This window comes from Streptomyces sp. NPDC059456 (genome assembly GCF_042750055.1).
In the GTDB taxonomy this organism is placed as follows: Bacteria; Actinomycetota; Actinomycetes; order Streptomycetales; family Streptomycetaceae; genus Streptomyces.
The window spans coordinates 1-16,930 of the sequence record NZ_JBHYVA010000108.1 but is presented as its reverse complement, the minus strand read 5'-3'; the positions used below and the strand labels follow the sequence as shown (position 1 = coordinate 16,930).

The window sequence follows — 16,930 nt, the reverse complement described above, 5'->3', positions numbered from 1 at the left end:
ATACAATACATTCTGCGCCGCCCGGGTCTTTTTTTTACACCACACCCCCCGCCCCCCACCTCCCCCCCCCCCCCCGCGCCGCCGCCCGGGGGGGGGGCGGGGCGGGGCGCCGCGGGCCCGGGGAGCCCTCGCGGTGGGACAGTGGATGCCATGTGCGGTCGATATGCCTCCAGCCGCGCCCCCGAGGACCTGGCCGGCCTGTTCGAGGCCCGCTGGGACCCCCGGGAGACGCTGGCACCGAGCTGGAACGTGGCCCCCACCGATCAGGTCTGGGCCGTCCTGGAACGCCCCGACCGCGGGACCGGGGAGGTGTCGCGCCGCCTGCGCACCCTGCGCTGGGGGCTCGTCCCCTCCTGGGCGAAGGACCCGGACGGGGGCGCCCGCATGATCAACGCACGGGTCGAGACGGTGCACGAGAAGCCGGCCTACCGCCGCGCGTTCACCCGACGCCGGTGCCTGCTGCCCGCGGACGGCTTCTACGAGTGGCAGGCCGTGGCCGCCACCGCCACGGCCAAGGCGTACAAGCAGCCGTACTTCATCACCCCGCAGGACGCCGCGGTGATGGCCATGGCCGGGCTGTACGAGTTCTGGCGCGACCCCGCCGTGACCGACGAGGACGATCCGGCGGCCTGGCTCGCCACCGCCACGATCATCACGACCGAGGCCACCGACGCGGCCGGCCGGATCCACCCCCGCATGCCGCTGGCCGTGGCCCCGGAGGACCATCAGGCGTGGCTGGACCCCGCCCACCAGGACGTCCACGGACTCCGGGCGCTGCTGCACACCCCGGCCGACGGCCGGCTCGACGTACGGGCGGTGTCCACGGCGGTCAACAGCGTCCGCAACAACGGCCCCGAGCTGCTGGCACCCGCCCCCGAACGCTGATCCGGCCCCCGGCCCCCGGCCCGCGGCTCCCGGCCCGCGCCCGGCTCCCGGCCCGCGCCCGGCCCCCGGCCCGCGCCCGGCCACCGCCCGGTTCCCCGGCCACCGCCCGGTTCCCCGGCACCGTCCGGTTCCTCGGCCACCGCCCGGGTCCCGGCCCCCAGCCACCGCCCGGCTCCCGGCCACCGCCCGGCTCCCGGCCACCGCCCGGCCCCCAGCCACCGCCCGGCTCCCGGTCACCGCCCGGCTCCCGGTCACCCGCCGGCCTCCGCAGCCTCCCGGCCACGGACGGCCAGGGCGTGCGGGGGGCGGACCGGCCGCTCCGGCAGGCGCAGCGGGCGGTTTCCCGGGGTGAGCGACCCCAGCACGCGCGGCCCGGCGGCCCCCGTGCACCCCGGGGCATTGCCCGGCAGGCCGTGCGCGGTGAGGTACCCGAGCACCGCGAAGGCGTAGGCCTCCTTCGCCTCCGCGGGCAGCCCCAGCTCCTGCGACCCGCGGACGGCGGTCCGGCCCGCGAGCTCGTCCCGGAGCATCGCCATCAGCGTCGGGTTGCGCACGCCGCCGCCCGACACGAACACCTCCGTGGTCCCCGGCGGGCGCAGCGCGTCGGCAACCGTCCGTGCGGTCAGGCGCGTCAGCGTGGCGAGGAGGTCCTGCGGGCGGAGCTCCGCGAAGCCCGCCAGCCGGGCCCGGAGGTAGTCCGCGTGGAACAGCTCCTTGCCCGTCGTCCGGGGGACCGGCATCCGGTAGTACGGCTCTGCCGACAGCAGCTCCTGCAGCAGCCCCTCGTGGACGCGCCCTGCGGCGGCGAGCAGCCCGTCCGCGTCGTACGCGAGCCGCCCCGCGGTCAGTTCCCGGACCGCGGCGTCGATCAGCGCATTGCCCGGGCCGGTGTCGAACGCCACCGGACCGGCGCCCGCCGGCAGCACGGTCACATTGGCGATCCCCCCGATGTTCAGCGCCGCGGGCACGCCGGGGCGCCCGCGCAGGAGCATCAGGTCGACCAGGCTGACCAGCGGTGCGCCCTGCCCGCCCGCCGCCACGTCGCGCGGCCGGAAACCGGAGACGACCGGGCAGCCGGTGCGTTCCGCGATCCAGGCGGGCTCGCCCAGCTGAAGCGTCCCGCGGACCCGGCCGTCCTCCGTCCAGTGGTACACCGTCTGCCCGTGCGAGGCGACCAACTCGGCGCGCCCTGCGCACAGTTCCCGGTCGGCGCGGGCGGCGACGGCCGCGAAGGCCTGCCCGATCAGGGTGTCGAGGCGGCAGACCTCGGCCAGGGTGGTCGCGGCGGGCGGCAGTGCGGCGGCGAGGGCCTCCCGTACGTCGGCCGGGTACGGCTCGCTGACCATGCCCAGCGGCACGAGGTGCAGCGTGCCGTCGTCGGAACGGAGTTCGAGGTCGGCGGCCGCCGCGTCGACGGCGTCGTACGAGGTCCCCGACATCAGCCCGATCACCCTCACCGCAGCGGCTCCCGGTGGTCGCGGCCGCGCAGCGCCAGCAGCGCCGGGCAGCTGAGGGCGCAGGCGCCGGCGGCGTAGTAGGCGGGCACGGCGGTGTCTCCCGTGGCGGCGATCAGGGCGGTGATGACGAGCCCGGCACAGCCGGAGAACACCGCGTTGGCCAGCGAGTAGGCCAGTCCGAGGCCGGTGCAGCGGACCCTGCGCGGGAACATCTCGGCGAGCATGGCGGGCCCGGGTCCGGCGAGCAGGCCGACCAGCGCCCCCGCGAGCAGTACGGCCCCGGCCCGGGCCCACGGTGAGGAGGCGGGGGACTGGAGCACGTTCAGGAGGGGCAGGGCGAGCACCACGACGCCGAGGGCGCCGCACAGCATCACCGGGCGCCTGCCGATCCGGTCGCTCAGCGCTCCGGCGGGCAGGATCGCCGCCGCGAACCCGGTGTTGGCGAGGGCGGTGGCGACCAGGGCCTCGCGGAGGGAGGCGCCCAGCGTCGCCTGGAGGTAGGACGGCAGGACGACGAGGAACGTGTAGCCGGCCGCCGACCAGCCCATGATCCGTCCGATGCCGAGCACCACGGCCCGCGCGAGTTCCCGGGCCCCGGCCCGCGGGACGGCGCCGGTTGCCGGGGGAGCCCCGGGCGGCTCCTCCACCGCGGTGCGCAGCCACAGCGCCACCGCGCCCAGCGGCAGGGCCAGCAGGAACGGGATCCGCCAGCCCCACGCGTGCAGGGCCTCGGCGGACAGCACGCTCGCCAGGGAGGCGGCCGTACCGGCCCCGGCGAGCAGGCCGAGCGCGACGGTGAAGGACTGCCAGGCGCCGTAGCGGCCGCGGCGGCCGACGGGCGCGTATTCCGTCATCAGGGAGACGGCCCCGCCGAACTCGCCGCCCGCGGAGAGGCCTTGCAGGGCCCGCAGGAGGGTGAGCAGCCAGGGGGCGGCCGCCCCGATCGTGGCGCGCGTCGGCAGGAGACCGATCATCACGGTCGCCAGGGTCATCAGGCCGACGACCGTGATCAGGGCGGGCCGCCGCCCCACCCGGTCGCCGAGCCGCCCGAACAGGACGGCGCCGACCGGGCGGAAGAAGAACGCGAGCGCGAACGAGGCGTACGTCGCCACCAGTGCCTCGGCTCCGCCGGCTCCGCCGGTCCCGGTCCCGCCGGTCCCGCTCGCGCCCGGAGTGAAGAAGTTCGCGGCGATGACGGTGGCCAGGCATCCGTACACGCCGAACTCGTACCACTCGACGAGATTGCCGGCCGACCCGGCGAGCAGCGCCCGACGGGACGCTGCGCCGCGGCGGACGGCCGTGGGCGGCGCCGGCGCGGGCGGCGCGGGGTACGGGTCAGACGCCGTCATCGGACAGCGGGGGTTCGAACGCCGGACGCAGGGTTCCGGCAGCGTGCAGGGGCGTGTGGCCCGGCCGCCGCTCCGCGCTGCCGGGCACGCGGGTGCCGAGCCACTCGGTGCCGAGGAGCAGTTCGGCCGAACGGAGTGCCGTGTACGCGTTCCGTTGGCCCATCAGGATGCACAGGGTGTACGTGGCGTCGTCGAGCTCGCTGCGCACGGCGAGGTCGTGGGGCGCGTCCAGGGCTCGCCTGCGCAGCCCGCGGTGCCGTTTCAGCAGGGTGCCGATGGCCTGCGGATCGGGGAGCAGCCGGGTGTACGGCTGCGCCACGGGTGCGGTGGCGGACCGGGCCTCGTCCATCGCCTCCGCCAGGGCCTGCCGCAGGGGGGACCGGGGCGTGCCGCCGTCGGCGAGCGCGAGCACGGCCTCCGCCGTTTCGCGCGGCCCGGCGTCGGCGCTGCGTGCGGCGGCCGCCAGGATCCGGCGGGCCGCGTCGGCGCCGCAGGGCACCACCGCCATCAGGACGGTGACGGCCTGTTCCGCGGGAGCGTGCGGGTGCGGGTGGTGGTGTGGGTGCCGGTGTGGGGTCTCGCTCATCCGCCTGTTTCCTCGTTCCTCGTTCGTGCGGCTGCCGGCCCGGGGGTTCGGCGGTCGGGGAGCGGCGCGGACCGGCCCGTCGGAGGGCGTGCGCCGCGTCGTAGGCTGGCGGCAGGCAGCCCCTGCCGATTCCTCCCGGAAGGACATGCGTGATGAGTGCGAAGGCCCGAAAACTGTTCGAGGCGCTCGATCTCAACCAAGACGGCACCCTGACCCGCCTGGAAGTGATCACCGCCCTGCGGACGAAGGGCCCGACCCTGGCCGCCGACGGTGACCTGCCGTTCTGGGGCCTGGGCGATGTAGACGCCTCGTCCGCCCTCTTCGACGCCGCCGACAAGAACGGCGACAACGTGCTGACGTTCGAGGAGTTCTCCCGGGAGGTCGACCGCCGCTTCGGCTGGTAGCCCGCGCAGCCACCGGTGGGCCGGCTAGGCCGTCCGGCCGTCGGAGTCCCGGTCCGGGCCGGACTCCTCCTCGGCGGCGGCGAGCGTGACGTTCCGCCGGGTGAGGACGACGGTGGCCGCGGCCGCGCTGAGCGCGAAGGCCGTCACCACCGTGGCCGGACGGTCCAGCCGGTGCCGGCTCGCATGGTCCAGCGAGAAACGGCCGGGTCCGGAAAGGCCGAGGCAGGCCGCCACGAAGCCCAGGAAGGCCGGGTACTCCAGGCCGCCGCCCTGGGCGAAGAACCCGGCGGGCGCGTGCACGGCGGCGGCGCCGGCCATGGCGCCCGCGGCGGCGGCGCCGGCCACCGGGGTCGCCAGGCCCAGCGCGAGCAGCGCGCCGCCGCCCGCCTCGCCGAGGCCGGCCGCGATCGCGCTCTCCCGGCCGGGCGTGAACCCCATGTGCTCCATGCCGCGGGCCGTGCCCTCGATACCGCCGCCGCCGAACCAGCCGAAGAGCTTCTGCGCACCGTGCGCGAGCAGCACGCCGCCGGCCCCCAGACGCAGGGCGAGCAGGCCGAGATCCTTGCGATGCGTGAGCGGCATGAAGACGGACCCTTTCCTAGGCGCGGTCGTCACGACCGGGTACGGGGTGGGTGGTGCGTGTGACCCGGTCTCAAGCTTCACGCGAGTACGGCGAGTGCGCACGCGCTGTACCGCCGCCGGCATCCCGCGTCGCGGTGGGACCGCGGGATCAGCCGTCGTCCATCGCGGCGTCGCAGGAGGGGCAGACGAGGCTCGCTTCCCCGGGCGGATACCAGGGCGGTCCGGCCGGGGATCCGGCCGGCGGTGCGGCCGGCGGTCCGGCCGCTCGCATCGCGAAGGTGTCCTTGCCGCAGAGCGTGCGCGGGCCCGGCTCGGTGGTCGTGCCCGGCGCGGCGGGAGCGGCGTGCACCCGGCGTACGGGTGCTCCGGCGTCGTGGCCCGGCCCGTGGGCGGTGCGGGCGTGCGACGGGGTGTCGAACTCGTGCATGGCGATGATCACGCTCATGCCTCGACGGTAGGCGACCGCACGGGAACCCGCTCCCGCTGTCCCTTCCGCCACCCCTGAGGCGGGGCCAACCGAGCGTAAGACATACAAAAGGCCATGCATTTCATTGCGTTTGAGGTGTATGCGCCATATGTTCCCCACGGATTCGACCCTGGTTCCCCACCCCGTCCGGAACCGGAACAGCCGCGCACACTCCGACCGGAGGTCCTCCATGCCTTGTCGTACGTCACTCACGCTGCTGGCCGCAGCCGCCCTGCTCTCCCTCGGGGTCCCGGCCACGGCCGCCCACGCGGCCGACGCCACCTGCTTCGGGCAGGCCGCGACCATCACCGGGTCCGGCACGATCACCGGGACGGAGGGCAACGACGTCATCATCGGGTCGGCGGAGGCGGACACCATCGACGGCCGCGGCGGGAACGACCTGATCTGCGGGCTCGGAGGCAACGACACGATCTCCGGTGGCCTGGGCGACGACCGGCTGGACGGCGGCGAGGGTGCGGACCTGATCCGCGGCGACCTGCTCTCCACGAGGGCCTCCGTCGACGGCGGCGGGAACGACATCCTCTTCGGCGGGCCGGGTGACGACCGCATGGGCGGGGACAGCATGGCCTTCGGCTCCAGCGCGTCCGGCGGCGGCAACGACATCCTGTTCGGCGAGGCCGGCAACGACGCCATGATCGGCGACAGCCGCGGCGGCATCAACGCGAGCGGCGGCGGCCGGGACATCCTGGACGGCGGCGCCGGGGACGACACCCTCACCGGCGACTCCTCCGCCGAGGGCACCGCGACCGGCAGCGGAGAGGACGTACTGCTGGGCGGGCCCGGCGTCGACGCGATCATCGGCGACAGCAACTCGGGCCACGCCGCACACGGCAAGGGCGAGGGCGGCATCACCGGCAAGCCCGCCCGGCCGGGCCGCCAGGGCCGCCCGACCCCGTCCGCGAAGCCCGCTCAGGGGGCGCCGCTCGCTCCCGCCGCTCCGGCCGCGCCCGTCCCGGCGGCCGCGGCGGGCACCGGCAACGACGTCATCGACGGCGGCGAGGACGTGACGGACACCTGCGACGGCACGGACGGGGCCGACATCGCGGTCCGCTGCGAGACCCTGACGAACGTCCCGTAGCGGCGGGACCCGTCGGCGGCGCGGTCGGCGTTCAGCGGATTCCGTAGCGCGCCGCGATGCCGTCGAGGACGATCTGCAGGCCCTCTTCGAAGTGCTCGTCGTACTCCTGGAAGAGGTGCTCACCGGCAGCCGCGGCGAGCGGGTATCCGGCCAGCCGCTCGCCGCGCTCCGCCACGTCGTAGCCCTCCCGGCGCTCGCCCGGGACGGGGTGGACGCCCTGCTCCTCGATCACGAACCCGAGGGTGTACGAGAACGTGGTCGTCATGGCCCGGACGGCCTGCGGCAGCGCGAAGCCCTGCGCCGTCAGGGCCTGGAGGTAGGCCTCGGACTGCCGGGCGTGCTCGGTGTTGGTGAAGCGCGAACCGGTGAACACCCGGGCGCCGTCGCGGTAGGCGAGCAGCGCGCGGCGCAGCCCGCGATTGGCGAGCAGCATCCGCTCGCGCCAGGGCGGCGGGGAGCCGTCCGCCGCCCCCGGTGCACCTGCTCCGTCCGCCGTCTCCGCGTCCGGGCCCGGGCCGAGGTCCGTGGCCATGCGCCGGAACATCTCCGTGGCCATCTCGTCGATCAGCTCTTGCTTGTTCTTGAAGTGCCAGTAGAGCGCGGGCGCCTTCACGTCCAGCTCCTGCGCGATGGCCCGGAGGGTGAGCTTGTCGAGCCCGCCTTCGTTGAGCAGGCGCAGCGCGGTCTCGGCGACGGTCAGGCGGCTGAGGGGCGGGACGCGCGGCGGGGTCTGCTGCGGCTTGGCGTTCATCGTCGGTTCCGTCTCCCGGGGCGCGGTTCACGCATTCGTGGGTTGACAGCTTAACAACGTTAAGGGCACTCTTGCGAGGTGCCCTCCTTAACGCTGTTAAGGAGGGGTGGCCCAAGCGATGGACGCATGGAACGGGGAGAGCGATGGAGCACAACGAGCACCGGCAGCCGCAGAGTCCGCAGGGGGAGGCGTGGAACGACGTGCTGATCGTGGGCGCGGGTCCCACCGGGCTGGTGCTGGCCTGTGACCTGGCCCGGCGCGGAGTGCGCGCGCTGGTCGTCGAACGGTCGCCGGACCTGTTCCCCGGCTCCCGGGGCAAGGGGATCCAGCCGCGGACCCTGGAGGTCTTCGACGATCTGGGCGTCCTGCCGGACATCCTGAAATGGGGCGGTCAGGCGCCGGTCGGCATGACGTGGCTGGACGGCCACCGCGCTGGTGAGTACCGCATGTTCGAGGACGTCGAGCCGACCGAGGACGCGCCGTACATGGTGCCCTGGACACTGCCGCAGTGGCGCACCCAGCGCATCCTGCTCGACCGCCTCCGCGCACTGGGCGGTGACGTGCTGTTCGGAGCCGAACTGACCGGTCTGACCCAGGACGCCGAATCCGTCACGGCCACCCTCGTGACGGCCGGAGGCGGGGGCCCGGTGACCGTCCGCGCGGGTTACGCCGTCGCCGCCGACGGCGGCCGGTCCACGGTCCGTCGGCTCACCGGCATCACGATGACCGGCGAGCGCGTGGACCCCACCCCGCTGCTCGTGGCGGACGTGGTCATACCGACGCTCGACCGGGACAACTGGCACATCTTCCCGCCCGCCGCGGACGGGACGGGCTTCGCGACGCTGTGCCCCCTGCCGCACACGCGGGAGTTCCAGTTCGTCGCCCAGGCGGCAGCGGCCGGCGGCGAGGTGACGGCGGATGACGTCCGGTCGCTGGTCGCCGCCGCCACCCACGTGGCGGCAGAGGAGGTCACCGAGGTCCTGTGGGCGTCGGACTTCACCGTGAACGCCGCGCTCGCCGACCGGTTCCGGGACGGCAGGGTCTTCCTCGCCGGCGATGCCGCCCACATCCACTCGCCTGCGGGCGGCCAGGGGCTGAACACCAGCGTCCAGGACGCCTACAACCTGGGCTGGAAGCTCGCCGCCGTGCTGCGCGACGGAGCCCCCGAGGCGCTGCTGGACACGTACGAGGAGGAGCGGCTGCCCAACGCCGCCGCCATGCTGGGGCTCTCCACCCGCATCCACCGCGGGCAGGAGCGGCGCGGGGCCGCCACCCGCCAGCTCGGCATCAGCCTGCGGGACTCCTCGCTCACCCGCGAGACCCGCACGGGCCTGGCCGAGGACGCCCTCAGCGCGGGGGACCGCGCACCCGACGGCAATCGTGACGGGCTCCGGCTCTTCGACCTCTACCGCGGCCCCCACTTCAGCCTGCTGGCGGTCGACACCCCGCTGCCCGAGCGGCTGCCGCCCCTTCCGGGGCTGCGCACCGCGCGGACGGGGCCGTACGAGGCCTACGGGCGCGGCCTGTACCTGGTCCGCCCGGACGGATACATAGCCTGGGCCGGCTCCGGCGGCGACGACGCCGGGACCGGCGAACTGTGCGCATGGGCCTCCCGGGTGGCCGGGTGACGCAGCGAAGCCCCGCCGAGGGGTGACTGCCGGGCCGCCGGCGGGCCGCCGCTAAGGGCGGGCGTAGGGGCGGGTCATGATCTCCATGTTGTGGCCGTCCGGGTCGGCGAAGTACGCGCCGCGACCGCCGAACAGGCGGTTGATGCTCCCGGGTTCGGTGTGGTGCGGGTCGGCGTAGTAGGTGACGCCGACCGCCTCCAGCCGGGCGATCACGGCGTCGAACCGCCCGTCGGGCACGAGGAACGCATAGTGCTGCGACTGGATCGGCTCGCCGGTCATCGCGTAGTAGTCGAGCGTCACGCCGTTGCCGAGGTCGACGGGCAGGAACGGCCCGAACGGGGCCCCGACCTCCAGCCCCAGGATCACGGCGAGGAACTCGGCCGACAGCTGCCGGTCCCTGGCGTGCACGACGGTGTGGTTCAACTGGACGGCATCGTCCGGGTACTGCCGGGTGTGGGACATGGGATGGGTGTGTCTCCGGTTTCGGTATCGCTGGACGGGCGCACACGGCGCCGGACGCAAGAAACACGGAGAGGGGGGCGGGCTCCTGGCCCGCCTCGGGTTCACGCCGAGGCCGGGAACCCTGCTCGTACATGGCCCAAGGCCGACCCGGCAGTCACCCGGCCAACCCTAGTGATCACCACCGTCCGGCGCAACGAGGAACTCCCGCCGCCTCAGCGCCGCGTCCTGGCCACCGCCCGCACCAGCCCGCGCTCGTGCGGCCGCAGGCGCGGCAGCACCCCCGGCCCCGGCGGACCCCAGGCCGCGAGCGCCGCCGTGGCCGCCGACGCCCCCGTCACCGCGGCGAGCGCGTACGACCAGGTGGGCGCCGTGCCGCTGGGGAGCACCAGCACGAGCAGCCCCAGCGTCGCGAGCCGCGCCCCGGTGCTCTCCAGCAGCCGCCAGGCGACCGCCGCGAGCGGAACAATTCCCCACAGCACGTACCAGGGCTGTACGACCGGCGCGGTCACCACCAACCCCAGCAGCGCCATGCCGGTGGCGTACTCGGGACCCGTACGCGGCGCACGCCATGCGCAGAAGGCCACCGCGCCCACACCCAGCAGCAGCCCCACCGACCGCGCGGCGGCGATCGCACCGGCCGCCGTCCCCACACCGAACGCCTCGGACAGCAGCCCGAGGATCCGGCCCACGTCCGTACTGGGCGAGAGCACCGTGTACACCTGCGCCGGGCCCCGCAGCGTCGACAGCCAGCCCCAGCCCTGGCCGCACACCCCCACGCCCAGCACCAGCGCCGCAAGGCCCGTCAGGGCGATCCCGGCGGCCCGCAGCCACCCCGACCGGCGGTCCGGCCGTCCTCCCACGGACCAGGCGGCGGCGCACAGCAGCGCCACCGCGGCAGGCACCTTCACCAGTGCGGCGCAGGTCAGCACGGCGGTGCCCAGCACCCAGCGGCCCCGGCGGAAGGCCACCAGCCCCGCCACCATCAGCCCGAGCATCAGCGCCTCGTTGTGGGCCCCGCCCACCAGGTGCACCAGCGCGAGCGGGTTCAGCACGGCCGCCCACAGCACCCCCGCCTCCCCGCCGCGACCCCGTTCGGAACCCGGCCCGGAGCCCCGGTCGGACGAAAGCCGCCGCACCCCCCACACGATCAGCCCCAGCCCGCACAGCGCCACCAGCCGCATCCCCAGCACCGCCGCCACCGTGTGGTGTTCACCCGTGACGGCCACCACGGCCCGGCTCGCCGCAACGGCCAGCGGTCCGTAGGGCGCCGGCGCGTCCCGCCACATCTCCGGCACGTTGTCCGCGAGTGCCCCACCGAGCACCACGGGCCCCCACCGGTACACGTCCCCGCCCCGGCCCGCCAGCGCTCCCTGCGCGACGTAGCTGTACGCGTCGTTGCTGAACAGCAACGGCCCCGGCACGAGCGGCAGGACCCAGGACCACAGCACCGCGCGCAGCTGCCCGCGGCCGACCGGTTCCCCCCGTCGCAGCAGCCCGCCCAGCCGCCACCAGGCGGTCACCAGCAGCACCAGCCCCGCGTACGAGGCCGCGGCTCCCAGCACCGTGTGTGCCGGGCTCCGCTGTGCCCACACCCCGTCGGGGACCCCGGACGGCAGCGCCCCGGCGGACCAGCTCCCGGCGGCCAGCAGCACCGATCCGAGCGTTCCGAGCAGTCGGCAACCCCGGACCGTGACCCCCACGTCAGCCATGGCGGCAGCCTAGGGTCGACGGGGCCGGTGATCGGCCCGTGCGAGGCGTCGGGCACATGAACTTCGGGCGGCGTTCCGTCCTCGCGCCGGCGGCCGGCTCCGGACCGGCGGGCGGCGGCCCCGCGCCGGGTGCGCTCAGCGGGTCATGCGGGCGACCCCGGCCGGACGGGCAGGGTCCGGTGGCCGTTGCTGATCAGCGAGGTGACGGGCAGCAGCTCCTCGGCGGGCACCGCCAGCGCGATCTCCGGGAAGCGGCGGAACAGCGCTTCGAGGGCGGACGCGACTTCGAGCCGGGCCAGCGGCGCGCCCAGACAGAAGTGCACCCCGTGCCCGAAGGCGAGGTGGTCCTTGGTGACCCGGGTGACGTCGAAGGTGTCCGCGTCCGGGCTGTGCCAGTCGGGGTGCCGGTTGGCGGCGGCGTACGAGGCGAGGATCGCCTCGCCCTTGGCGATGGTCCGCCCGTCGGGCAGGGGCAGGTCGGCCAGTGCGAACCGCATCGGCAGGTGCTTGACGGCCGATTCGTGGCGCAGGGTCTCCTCGACGACGTCACCCCAGCCGCTGCGGCCGGAGCGGACGTGCTCCAACTGGTCCGGATGCGTGAGCAGGGCGGTGACCGCCTGGTCGATGACGTTGACGGTCGTCTCGTACCCGGCGCTGATCATCAGGAACAGCGTGTCGGCCAGCTCGGTGTCGGAGAGCGCGCAGCCGTCGCCCTCCTCGTCGCGGGCGGCGATGAGGAGCGAGGTCATGTCGTCGCCGGGCTGGGCGCGCTTGGCGGAGACGAGCCGGCCGAGCATCTCGTAGGCCCGGACCGCGTTCGCGTCGGCCTCCTCGGGGGTGAGCGTGGTGTCGAACACACCGTCCACCACCGAGCGGAACTCACCGCGCTGCTCCGGCGGGAGCCCCATGAGGTGTCCGATGACCGCGACGGGCAGCGGGTGGGCAAGCCGTTCGCGCAGGTCCGCCACCTCGCCGGGCGGCAAGGCCGCGAGCTCGTCGAGGAGTCCGGCGACGATGTCCTGAACCGTCTCGCGCAGCAGGGCGACACGGCGGGCGCTGAACGCGGGGGCCACCATCCGCCGCAGCCGCCGGTGGTCGGCTCCGTACGCGGTGAACATGTTGGTGACCGCGACCCAGAGGGCGAGCGGCCACGTCTGCACCGCCTGCTCGAACTCCGGCCAGTGCGCGCGGGCGTCCTTGGACACGTCCGGGCTGGTGAGCAGTTCCTTCAGGAGCGCCGGATCGGTGACGGCCCAGGCCGTCACCCCGAGGACGTCGACACGGGCCGCGGGCCCCTGGGAGCGCAGCAGCAGGTGCTCGGCGTGCCGGTCGGCGCCGGCGGGATCGAGGACCAGCGGGGCATCGGAGTGGTTCACGCGGGACTCCTTCGGGAGACGGACGTGGGGGTGCTGTGGATGCTCCATCTCCCGCACAACGCGCCTCGCGGACAAGGTGTTCCGCGGCTCGCGGCCGCGCCGTCCAGGGCCTTGCCGGCCGCGCCGGCGGTCCGGCTGCCGCTCAACAGGCCCCCGTACACGCGGACGTAGCGGTCCGGTCCGGAGAATCCCGTGAGCTCCCGGACCCGGCCGGCGCCCGTGGTCGTGGAGTACGCGGTGCGCCACGTGGCGGCGTCGTCGGAGACATGGATCCGCAGCGCCTTCCGGTAGGCGGCCTCCCGGCGCGGCACCACCCGGCCGATGGCCCGGCTCGATCCGCGGTCGACCCGGAGCCACTGCGGGTCCGTGTACGCGCTGGACCAGCGGGTGCCGCCGTCGCCGTCGCCGTCGGTGGCCGCGGGCTTCGGCGAGCCCCAGGTCTGCTGGGCCAGGGCGCGCAGCGGGTACGTGATCCCCGCGGCGATCTGGTCCTGCGTCTCGGCGGTGGGGTTGTCGCACCAGCGTGTTAGCGTCGCGCCATGTCCAAGGCCGAAATAGACGTGCTGACCGCCGAGTTCTTCGGCGCCTTCGACAACCGGGGCGGCAAGGCCGCCGACGTGGACCGGATCCGGCGGCTGACCCTGCCCGGCGCCGTGATCGTCAAGACCGGTCCGGAGTTCACGGTGCACACCGTCGACGAGTTCGTCGAGCCCCGCCGCAAGCTGCTCGGCGACGGCCGGCTGGTCGAGTTCTGCGAGTGGGAGACCTCCGAACGCACCGACATCGCGGGGGACATCGCGTCGCGGTTCGGCGCCTACCGCAAGTCCGGGATCCTGGACGGCGAGCCGTTCGAAGGGGGCGGGACCAAGACCATCCAGTTCGTCCGCACCCCGGACGGCTGGCGGATCGCCGCGTTCTCCTGGTACGACCGGCCCTGACGCGTCAACGGCGGCGACCGATGGTGCGGGGCGCGCGCCGGCGCACCACCGTGACCACGAGCACCAGCAGCACCGCAAGACCGTACGCCGTCGCACTCACCGCCTCCCGCGAGCCGAACACCCGGCCCGTCACGTAGACGGCGGGACCCGCGACCGCGATGCCCAGCCACTCCCAGCGTCCGTCCAGCGCCACGAGCGCGACGAGCAGCAGGGCGTACCAGGAATAGCCGGGCGTGAGCAGCGCGAACGCCCACCCCGTCACCAGCAGCGCGCCGCTCCAGGGCCGTCGGGGATCCCCGCGCCACAGCACGTACCCGGTCACCCCGGCCATCGCGGCGAGCAGCACCGGCAGCGCCCAGGCGTCCGGCAGCACCAGCCGCAGCAGCGCGTAACGGGACCCGGCCGAGGGGTCCTCGTACCCCTCCTCCGCCACGTATCCGCCGAGGTAGCCGAAGACGGAACCGTGCGAGAGCAGGACGTACGGCAGGTACGCGAGCACCGTCACCACGGCCGCCGGCAGCAGGACGGCGACCGCGTCCCGCACCCGGCGCACCCCGGACAGGGCTCCCGGCAGGACGACCGCCGGCATCAGCTTCGTGGCCACGGCGGCGCCGAGGACCAGCCCGCCGCAGGCCCGCCGGCCGAGCGCCGGCGCGGCCACCAGCCCGAGCCCGGCCACCGCGAGCAGGACCCCCAGCACGTCGACGTGCGCGTTGTTGACCGCCTCGACCGGTACGGCGGGGCACCACGCCCAGTACGCGGCCCTGCGCGGGTCCGAGCCCCGGCGGCGCAGGATCAGCAGCAGCGCGCCCGTCACGGCGAGGGACAGCAGCCCGGCCCCGGTCTGGAGCGGTTTGTGCCGGGCGCCCGCGGGGGAGAGCCGGTCGACGGCCAGGAAGTACACCTCGGCGACCGGCGGGTAGATGGTGTGCACGGCGGGCCGGTTGATCCGGGTGCAGAGCCTGCCGGCGCCGGTGTTCCCGGCGGTGTCCGTCGTCCCCGGGCGCTCCGGGGCGCCGGTCTGCGGGATGCGGGCCCGGTCCGGGCCCGCGCAGGCGGCGCCCGTGGGGAACAGCCACGGATCGCGGAGCCGGCCCAGCGCGGGGTCCTGCGGCGCGTGGTCGTACGGGGAGATGCCGGCGGACTGGACCCGGCCGTCCCAGGCGTAGCGGTACGAGTCGGTGCTGGTCCGGGGCGGGGCCACCAGCCCCGTCGCCGCCACCGCGACGGCCCCCGCCAGCACCAGCGGCACGACGGCGGCGGCCGGCACCCGGCGCAGCGCGAGCAGGGCGACGGCGAACAGCGCCCAGCAGGCCGCGTACCACCAGGACAGTCCGGCGGGGTCGGTGAAGTAGCCGTCATGGCGGACGGTCCACACGAGGGCGGCGACCAGGGCGGCGACCAGAGCGGCGAGGCGGGCGGATGCGGGGCAGACGCCGGGGGAAGTACGCAGGTTCACCACCGCAGCGTTCCAGGCCACGGCCCCGGAACGGGGCCCGGAGCCGCCCATGTCCGTGTTTCGTAAGGTGTCCGGACCCCCCGTGGACGCCGACTCGGGGGTGTCATGGCTCCATGCGCTTCCCCCTCCGATTCCCTTCCGGCCCGCCCGTCACGTTCAGGGCGCGGTTGCACGACGCCCGCACCGCGACCGCCCTGGGCCGCCCGCTCGGGCTCGCCTTCGCCGTGTGCTTCGCGACCGGTGTGCTCAGCCACTTCTTCCAGCACCCGCCGGTCTGGCTCGCCGACCGGCTGCCGAGCCGCCCGTACTGGGGCTACCGGTTCACCCAGGGACTCCACGTGGTCTCCGGGACCGCGGCGGTCCCGCTGCTCCTGGCGAAGCTGTGGGCCGTGTACCCGAGGCTGTTCGCCTGGCCGCCGTTGCGGTCGGTGCGGCACGCGCTGGAGCGGGCCGCCGTGGCGGTGCTCGTCGCGGCCGGGGTGTTCGAACTGTTCAGCGGGCTGCTGAACACCTTCCAGTGGTACCCCTGGCCCTTCTCCTTCGTCCCCGTGCACTTCGCGCTGGCCTGGCTCCTGATCGGCGCGCTGATGCTGCACGTCGCGGTGAAGTGGCCACAGATCCTGGCGCATTGGACCCGCCGTTCCCCGGGGACGCTCGCCCTGCCCGAGGCGGACGGCCCGGACCGGCGCACGCTGCTCGCCGCGGTCGCCGCCGGCGTGGGGGCGGTGACGCTGACGACCGCCGGGCAGTCCGTCTCCGCGCTCGGCCGGTTCGACCTGTTCGCCCCGCGCGATCCCGCCGCAGGACCGCAGGGACTGCCGGTGAACCGGACGGCGAACGCGGCCCGGATCACCGGGGATTCGCTGCGGGACTGGCGGCTGACCGTCACCGGTCCGCGCCCGTACACGCTCGGCCTCGACGAACTGCGCGCGCTGCCGCAGTACGAGGTGACGCTGCCCATCGCGTGCGTCGAGGGCTGGAGCAGGAACGCCCGCTGGACGGGCGTGCGGGTGCGCGACCTGCTGGAACGCGCCGGGGGAGGCCCCGACGCCCGGGCCCGGGTGGTGTCGCTGGAGGCGGTCGGGGCGTACCGGGTGATGGAGATGGGCCGCCAGTACGCGCAGGACCCGCTCACCCTGCTGGCGTTGCGCCTGAACGGCGAGGAACTCTCCCTGGACCACGGCTACCCGGCGCGGATCATCGCGCCCGACCGGCCCGGCGTGCTCCAGACCAAGTGGGTCGGCCGACTGGAGGTGGCGTGATGGGGTACCGGTACGCGGTGGCCGGGCTGGGGCTGGCCCTGATGGGCGTCGGCGGCGCGCTGCTGGTGCAGCAGCCCTCGCCCTGGCGGATCGCGCAGTGGCTCGCGGGCGCCGCCGTCCTGCACGACGCCCTGATCGCGCCGCTCGTTTTCGCGGTCGCCGCCCTCGCCGGCGCCGCGGGCCTGCGCCTGCGCGGGATCCCGCGCGCCGCCCTGATCGTCGCCGGCTCCCTGACCGTGATCGCCCTGCCGCCGCTGCTGCGGCCGGGCGGGGTGGCCAACGCGACGGTGCTGCCGCTGGACTACCTGCGCAACTGGCTGCTGACGATGGCGGCCATCGCCGTGGCCGCCTCGCTGTACGCCGGGACGCGCGCGGCGCTGCGCGGGCCGCGCCGCCGGCCCTGAGCCCCGGACACGCGCAAGCGGCCGGCGCAGTACTGCGCCGGTGTGGTTTAAACAAATGGCGCGGGCCACGGAAATGTGTGTGTATATATAGGGGGGGGGGGGTTAAATTAAAA

The 16,930-nt window shown here is 74.9% G+C and carries 18 protein-coding genes; 7 read left to right on the top strand and 11 right to left on the bottom strand.

What is annotated here, in order from left to right; all coding sequences use genetic code 11:
- The first annotated feature begins 150 nt into the window (after positions 1-150).
- The gene (locus tag ACFXA3_RS12765; protein ID WP_385185850.1) at positions 151-885 is read left to right on the top strand and encodes an SOS response-associated peptidase; all 735 of its coding nucleotides are present in this window, start codon (positions 151-153) and stop codon (positions 883-885) included.
- Between the two features lie 251 nt (positions 886-1,136).
- Here the strand turns inward: ACFXA3_RS12765 and ACFXA3_RS12760 are convergent, their stop codons facing one another.
- From ACFXA3_RS12760 to ACFXA3_RS12750, 3 genes are read right to left on the bottom strand one after another with little or no spacing between them, the layout of a single operon-like run.
- On the bottom strand, positions 1,137-2,342 hold the full coding sequence (locus ACFXA3_RS12760) for an anhydro-N-acetylmuramic acid kinase (RefSeq protein WP_385185847.1): 1,206 nt from the start codon (positions 2,340-2,342) through the stop codon (positions 1,137-1,139).
- Positions 2,339-3,691 carry an MFS transporter gene (locus ACFXA3_RS12755; RefSeq protein ID WP_385185845.1) on the bottom strand — a complete coding sequence of 451 codons (1,353 nt, stop codon included), beginning with the start codon at positions 3,689-3,691 and terminating at the stop codon, positions 2,339-2,341. The genes ACFXA3_RS12760 and ACFXA3_RS12755 overlap by 4 nt, the downstream gene beginning before the upstream one ends.
- A complete protein-coding gene (locus tag ACFXA3_RS12750; RefSeq protein WP_385185842.1) occupies positions 3,678-4,277 on the bottom strand; it encodes a DUF5133 domain-containing protein in 600 nt (199 codons plus the stop codon). Before ACFXA3_RS12750 ends, ACFXA3_RS12755 begins: the two co-directional genes overlap by 14 nt.
- A gap of 152 nt (positions 4,278-4,429) precedes the next feature.
- Here ACFXA3_RS12750 and ACFXA3_RS12745 point away from each other — a divergent pair, with 152 nt between their 5' ends.
- Positions 4,430-4,681 (top strand): EF-hand domain-containing protein, encoded by a 252-nt coding sequence (locus tag ACFXA3_RS12745; RefSeq protein WP_385185839.1) that lies wholly within the window; start codon positions 4,430-4,432, stop codon positions 4,679-4,681.
- Positions 4,682-4,705: 24 nt separating this feature from the next.
- Here the strand turns inward: ACFXA3_RS12745 and ACFXA3_RS12740 are convergent, their stop codons facing one another.
- Both ACFXA3_RS12740 and ACFXA3_RS12735 read right to left on the bottom strand, forming a co-directional pair.
- Positions 4,706-5,263: a DoxX family protein gene (locus ACFXA3_RS12740; RefSeq protein WP_385185837.1), complete on the bottom strand. Its 558-nt coding sequence runs from the start codon at positions 5,261-5,263 to the stop codon at positions 4,706-4,708.
- A gap of 148 nt (positions 5,264-5,411) precedes the next feature.
- Positions 5,412-5,708 (bottom strand): hypothetical protein, encoded by a 297-nt coding sequence (locus ACFXA3_RS12735; RefSeq protein ID WP_385185834.1) that lies wholly within the window; start codon positions 5,706-5,708, stop codon positions 5,412-5,414.
- Between the two features lie 211 nt (positions 5,709-5,919).
- On the opposite strand from ACFXA3_RS12735, the gene ACFXA3_RS12730 reads away from it, so the two are divergent.
- Complete coding sequence (locus ACFXA3_RS12730) at positions 5,920-6,828, top strand: calcium-binding protein (protein ID WP_385185831.1); 909 nt, start codon at positions 5,920-5,922, stop codon at positions 6,826-6,828.
- Between the two features lie 31 nt (positions 6,829-6,859).
- On the opposite strand, the gene ACFXA3_RS12725 is transcribed toward ACFXA3_RS12730, so the two are convergent.
- Positions 6,860-7,579: a TetR/AcrR family transcriptional regulator C-terminal domain-containing protein gene (locus ACFXA3_RS12725; RefSeq protein ID WP_385185829.1), complete on the bottom strand. Its 720-nt coding sequence runs from the start codon at positions 7,577-7,579 to the stop codon at positions 6,860-6,862.
- A gap of 143 nt (positions 7,580-7,722) precedes the next feature.
- On the opposite strand from ACFXA3_RS12725, the gene ACFXA3_RS12720 reads away from it, so the two are divergent.
- The gene (locus ACFXA3_RS12720; protein ID WP_385185826.1) at positions 7,723-9,207 is read left to right on the top strand and encodes an FAD-dependent monooxygenase; all 1,485 of its coding nucleotides are present in this window, start codon (positions 7,723-7,725) and stop codon (positions 9,205-9,207) included.
- Positions 9,208-9,258: 51 nt separating this feature from the next.
- Here the strand turns inward: ACFXA3_RS12720 and ACFXA3_RS12715 are convergent, their stop codons facing one another.
- The 4 genes from ACFXA3_RS12715 to ACFXA3_RS12700 form a co-directional block, all read right to left on the bottom strand.
- On the bottom strand, positions 9,259-9,669 hold the full coding sequence (locus ACFXA3_RS12715; protein WP_385185823.1) for a VOC family protein: 411 nt from the start codon (positions 9,667-9,669) through the stop codon (positions 9,259-9,261).
- A gap of 212 nt (positions 9,670-9,881) precedes the next feature.
- A complete protein-coding gene (gene mptB / locus ACFXA3_RS12710; protein WP_385185820.1) occupies positions 9,882-11,378 on the bottom strand; it encodes a polyprenol phosphomannose-dependent alpha 1,6 mannosyltransferase MptB in 1,497 nt (498 codons plus the stop codon).
- Between the two features lie 143 nt (positions 11,379-11,521).
- On the bottom strand, positions 11,522-12,754 hold the full coding sequence (locus tag ACFXA3_RS12705) for a cytochrome P450 (protein WP_385185818.1): 1,233 nt from the start codon (positions 12,752-12,754) through the stop codon (positions 11,522-11,524).
- Positions 12,751-13,206 (bottom strand): discoidin domain-containing protein, encoded by a 456-nt coding sequence (locus ACFXA3_RS12700; RefSeq protein ID WP_385185856.1) that lies wholly within the window; start codon positions 13,204-13,206, stop codon positions 12,751-12,753. The genes ACFXA3_RS12705 and ACFXA3_RS12700 overlap by 4 nt, the downstream gene beginning before the upstream one ends.
- Before the next feature lie 87 nt (positions 13,207-13,293).
- Here ACFXA3_RS12700 and ACFXA3_RS12695 point away from each other — a divergent pair, with 87 nt between their 5' ends.
- Positions 13,294-13,692, top strand: a complete 399-nt coding sequence (locus ACFXA3_RS12695) for a DUF4440 domain-containing protein (RefSeq protein WP_385185815.1) — start codon at positions 13,294-13,296, stop codon at positions 13,690-13,692.
- 4 nt (positions 13,693-13,696) lie between these two features.
- On the opposite strand, the gene ACFXA3_RS12690 is transcribed toward ACFXA3_RS12695, so the two are convergent.
- Positions 13,697-15,154: a glycosyltransferase 87 family protein gene (locus ACFXA3_RS12690; protein WP_385185853.1), complete on the bottom strand. Its 1,458-nt coding sequence runs from the start codon at positions 15,152-15,154 to the stop codon at positions 13,697-13,699.
- Positions 15,155-15,264: 110 nt separating this feature from the next.
- Here ACFXA3_RS12690 and ACFXA3_RS12685 point away from each other — a divergent pair, with 110 nt between their 5' ends.
- Together ACFXA3_RS12685 and ACFXA3_RS12680 are read left to right on the top strand one after the other, a co-directional pair.
- The gene (locus ACFXA3_RS12685; protein ID WP_385185812.1) at positions 15,265-16,413 is read left to right on the top strand and encodes a molybdopterin-dependent oxidoreductase; all 1,149 of its coding nucleotides are present in this window, start codon (positions 15,265-15,267) and stop codon (positions 16,411-16,413) included.
- A complete protein-coding gene (locus tag ACFXA3_RS12680) occupies positions 16,413-16,817 on the top strand; it encodes a hypothetical protein (RefSeq protein WP_385185810.1) in 405 nt (134 codons plus the stop codon). The genes ACFXA3_RS12685 and ACFXA3_RS12680 overlap by 1 nt, the downstream gene beginning before the upstream one ends.
- The last annotated feature ends 113 nt before the right edge of the window (positions 16,818-16,930 follow it).